Source organism: Paenibacillus darwinianus (assembly GCF_000598065.1).
Classification (GTDB): domain Bacteria; phylum Bacillota; class Bacilli; order Paenibacillales; family Paenibacillaceae; genus Paenibacillus_I; species Paenibacillus_I darwinianus.
This window is the reverse complement of the sequence record NZ_KK082160.1, coordinates 80383-84331: the sequence shown is the minus strand read 5'-3', so window position 1 is coordinate 84331 and position 3949 is coordinate 80383. Positions and strand designations below refer to the sequence as shown.

Genomic DNA, 3949 nt, shown 5'->3' with positions numbered 1-3949 from the left:
CTGCTCCATGAGAAGCAGGCGGCCGCCGCCGTCGGCCAGGCGCTGCTGATGCAGGCTTATCAGGAGGCGTTCGCCGGCTACGGCATTGGCGTCGCGCAAATTTTGCTCACACGCGCCGATTTCTCCAATCGCAGCCGCATTCGAAACGCGCAGTTAACGATTGAGGAGCTGCTGCGGCAGAACGTCCTCCCCATCATCAACGAGAACGACACGGTCGCCGTCGACGAGTTGAAATTCGGCGACAACGATACGCTGTCCGCACTCGTGGCCAATCTCGTCAAGGCCCAGCGGCTGCTGATCCTGACCGATATCGAAGGGCTTTATACGGCGGATCCGCGCAAGGATCCAAGCGCCGTCCGGATCGGCCGCGTAACGCAAATCTCGGAGGATATCATGGCGATCGCCGGGGGTGCCGGCTCCACCGTCGGCACAGGCGGCATGCGTTCGAAGATCGAGGCGGCGCGGATCGCGATGCGCGGCGGCGTGTCCGCGTTTATCGGCCAGGCGACGGAGCCCGGGGACATCGTCTCGGGCGTCCTGGGCCGAGGCAGAGGAACGTATTTCGAGACGAGCGAACACAGCTTGTCCACCAAAAAGCAGTGGTTGGGCTTCCACTCGAGTCCGCAAGGCAGAATCACCGTCGACGACGGCGCGGAAGCGGCCCTGCAGGCCGGGGGCAAAAGCCTGCTGCCCGCCGGCATCCGGACGATTGAGGGAGAGTTCCACCCGGGCGACGTCGTCGAGGTCGTCAACGGACGCGGCGAGACGGTCGGCCGGGGCGTTGTCAACTACGCCGCATGGCAGATCAAGGCGGTCGCGGGACTCGGCACCGAGGAAGTGCGCAAGCGCGTCGAGGTCGCACGCATCGAAGTGATCCATCGCGACGAATGGGTTACGTTAAAAAACTGACGGGGGCTGAATCCGATGAAGGAAGCGAAAGCTGAAGGAAGCGAAGTGAAGGAAAAGGCACGGCGCGCCAAATCGGCGGCAGCGGTTATGAACCGGCTGTCAACGGAACAAAAGAATGAGGCGCTGCTCCGCATGGCGGATGTACTCGTCCGGGCGTCAGCCTCTATCATGGAAGCAAACGAGCGGGATTTGCAGCGCGGCCGCGAGAACGGCACCAGCCCTTCCCTGCTGGATCGGCTCGCTTTGGACGATAGCCGGATCGCCGGCATTGCGGACGGACTCCGCCAGATCGTGGAGCTGCCGGATCCGGTCGGCGACAAGCTGGTTTCATTCAGCCGTCCGAACGGGCTGCTTGTCGAGCAAATCCGGGTGCCGCTCGGCGTGATCGGCATGATCTACGAGGCGCGTCCGAATGTGACGGTCGACGCAGCCGGACTCTGCCTGAAAACCGGCAACTCGGTCGTACTGCGCGGCGGTTCGGCCGCGATCGAGTCCAACAAGCGCATCGTGGAGATTCTGCACGCGGCGCTCTCCGAAACGGCGATGCCGCCGGAGGCGCTTCAATTGATCGAGGATTCGGACCGCAAATCGGTCGATGAGATGCTGAAGCTGAACGGCCTGCTGGATGTCGTCATCCCAAGAGGCGGCGCGGCGCTCATCCGCAATGTCGTCGAAAATGCCACTGTCCCCGTCATCGAGACCGGCGCCGGCATCTGCCACACCTTCGTCGACGAGAGCGCCGACGCCGGTATGGCGGCCGACATCGCTTATAACGCCAAGGTGCAGCGCCCTTCGGTGTGCAACTCGATGGAAACGCTGCTCGTTCACCGCGGCTTTGCGACCCGGCATTTGCCGGCAATTGCCGGCAGGCTGCTGGAGGCGGGCGTCGAGCTGCGCGGCTGCTCCGAAACACGGGCGCTGCTGGCGGAAGCCAAACCGGCTTCGGAGGACGATTACGCGACGGAATACAACGATTATATCCTTAACATCCGAATCGTCGACGGTCTTGACGATGCGCTCGCCCATATCGACCGTTTCGGCACGAAGCATTCGGAGTGCATTGTTACCGCAGATTCAGCCAATGCCAAGCGTTTTCTTCAGGAAGTGGACGCGGCGGCCGTCTACCATAACGCCTCCACCCGGTTCACCGACGGCTTCGAGTTTGGCTTCGGCGCGGAGATCGGCATCAGCACGCAAAAGCTTCATGCGCGGGGCCCGATGGGTTTGCCAGCCCTCACCTCGACCAAATACCGGATTTACGGCAGCGGACAAGTCCGCGGATAGGAGATGAACTCATCCATGTCACAAAATAATGCCGCAGGTGCGGCCGGAGTCGCGGATTTGCGCTTTTGCTTTTACGGCGCTGGCTCGATGGCCGAAGCGATCGTCCGCGGCTTGCTGGGCGAGGGCCTGGCCCGCCCGGAGCGGATCAGCGTCGTCAACCGTTCCAATGTCGACCGTCTCAATGAGCTTCGCGAGGTTTACGGCGTCCAGGCTCCTGCCGCCGAAGCGGACAAATCTCGTCTGCTAAGAGAAGCGGACGTTATTTTCTTATGCATGAAACCGAAGGACGCGGACGTCGCGCTGCGCGGTTTGGCTGCCTTTATCTCGGAGAAGCAGCTGCTCGTCTCCGTCATTGCCGGCCTCTCGACCGCGACAATTGGCAAGCTGATCGATAAACCCGTTGCGATCATTCGTACGATGCCCAACACGTCAAGCACAATCGGGCTCGGCGCAACCGGCCTGTGCTACAACGATTTCGTTACGACAGCCCAGCAAGCAACCGTCGAAGCGCTCTTCCGCGCGATCGGCATCACAGCCGTCGTCGAGGAGAGGATGATGGATGCAGTCACCGGCTTGTCGGGTAGCGGCCCGGCGTATATCTATTATGTGATGGAAGCGATGATCGAAGCCGGCATGCGGCTGGGCTTGTCGCAGGAAGCGTCGCATGAGCTGACGGTTCAGTCGGTGCTCGGTGCCGCATCGATGGTCAAGGAGACCGGGGAAGCGCCTGCCGAGCTGAGGCGGAAGATTATGTCGCCCGGCGGCACGACGCAGGCCGCAATCGAACTGCTGAACGACAAGCAGGTGTCCGAGACGCTGGTGCGGGCCGTTCTTCGCGCGGCGGAACGCGCCGGCGAGATGGGCGCCGCTTTGGAGAGGAGCACGATTTCATGAGCAAGCACGGCAACGGCTATTGCCGCGCAACGTACCGCTGCTTTGACGACAAGGCCGATTTCAGCAAAAAGGCGGCCTCTATCGCGGTCGGTCTTACGGTCGGCAGCTGGACTGAGCTGCCTGAGGCGAAGAAAGTCGAGATGGAGAAGCATCTCGGCAAGGTCGTTTCCGTCACGGAATACGAAGCCGGCGGGTCGCCCTCAAGCGAGCGCTGCGCCGATATCGTGATCGATTATCCCGACGTCAATTTCAGCCGGGATATCCCCGCCCTGCTGGTCACCGTTTTCGGCAAGCTGTCGATGGACGGGAAGATCAAGTTGCTCGATCTTGACGTGTCGGACGGCTTCCGCTCCGCTTTCCCCGGTCCGAAATTCGGCGTCCCGGGTGTACGGGATTTGCTGAACGTGCATGACCGTCCCTTGCTCATGAGTATTTTCAAGTCGGTGATCGGCCATGATCTGACCGGCCTGAAGGAGCAGTTTTACCGCCAGGCGCTCGGCGGCGTCGATCTGATCAAGGACGATGAAATCTTGTTTGAGAATCCGCTCACTCCGCTGGAGAAGCGGATCGAAACATGCATGGAGGCGGCCCGGCAAGCGCAGGCCGAGACCGGCCAACGGTTGCTGTATGCGGTCAACCTGACCGGCCCGACCTTCAAGCTGGCCGAGAACGCGAAGCGTGCGGTTGCGGCCGGCGCGAATGCGCTGCTTTTTAATGTGCTCGCCTACGGGTACGACGCTTTGTACGAGCTTAGCCGCGATCCCGGCATCAGCATCCCGATTGCCGCGCATCCGGCAATGGCGGGCGCTTTTTACCCGTCGCCGCACTACGGCATCGCCGCCCCGCTGCTGCTGGGCAAGCT

At 61.9% G+C, this 3949-nt stretch carries 4 protein-coding genes; all 4 read left to right on the top strand.

Features of this window, described 5'->3' with window-relative positions; translation table 11 throughout:
* Positions 1–909, top strand: a 909-nt coding sequence (gene proB, locus BG52_RS08485; RefSeq protein WP_036667099.1) for a glutamate 5-kinase, incomplete at its 5' end; no start/stop codon positions are given.
* Between the two features lie 15 nt (positions 910–924).
* Positions 925–2193 (top strand): glutamate-5-semialdehyde dehydrogenase, encoded by a 1269-nt coding sequence (locus BG52_RS08480; protein ID WP_036582443.1) that lies wholly within the window; start codon positions 925–927, stop codon positions 2191–2193.
* A gap of 15 nt (positions 2194–2208) precedes the next feature.
* On the top strand, positions 2209–3087 hold the full coding sequence (proC, locus tag BG52_RS08475; RefSeq protein WP_036582446.1) for a pyrroline-5-carboxylate reductase: 879 nt from the start codon (positions 2209–2211) through the stop codon (positions 3085–3087).
* Positions 3084–3949: 2,3-diketo-5-methylthiopentyl-1-phosphate enolase (locus BG52_RS08470; RefSeq protein ID WP_036667110.1), on the top strand; the 866-nt coding region annotated here is incomplete at its 3' end. The genes proC and BG52_RS08470, both read left to right, overlap by 4 nt.

Coding starts and splice junctions, on each gene's coding strand:
- BG52_RS08480 (WP_036582443.1), top strand. CDS start 925: ATGAAGGAAGCGAAAGCTGAAGGAAGCGAAGTGAAGGAAAAGGCACGG.
- proC (WP_036582446.1), top strand. CDS start 2,209: ATGTCACAAAATAATGCCGCAGGTGCGGCCGGAGTCGCGGATTTGCGC.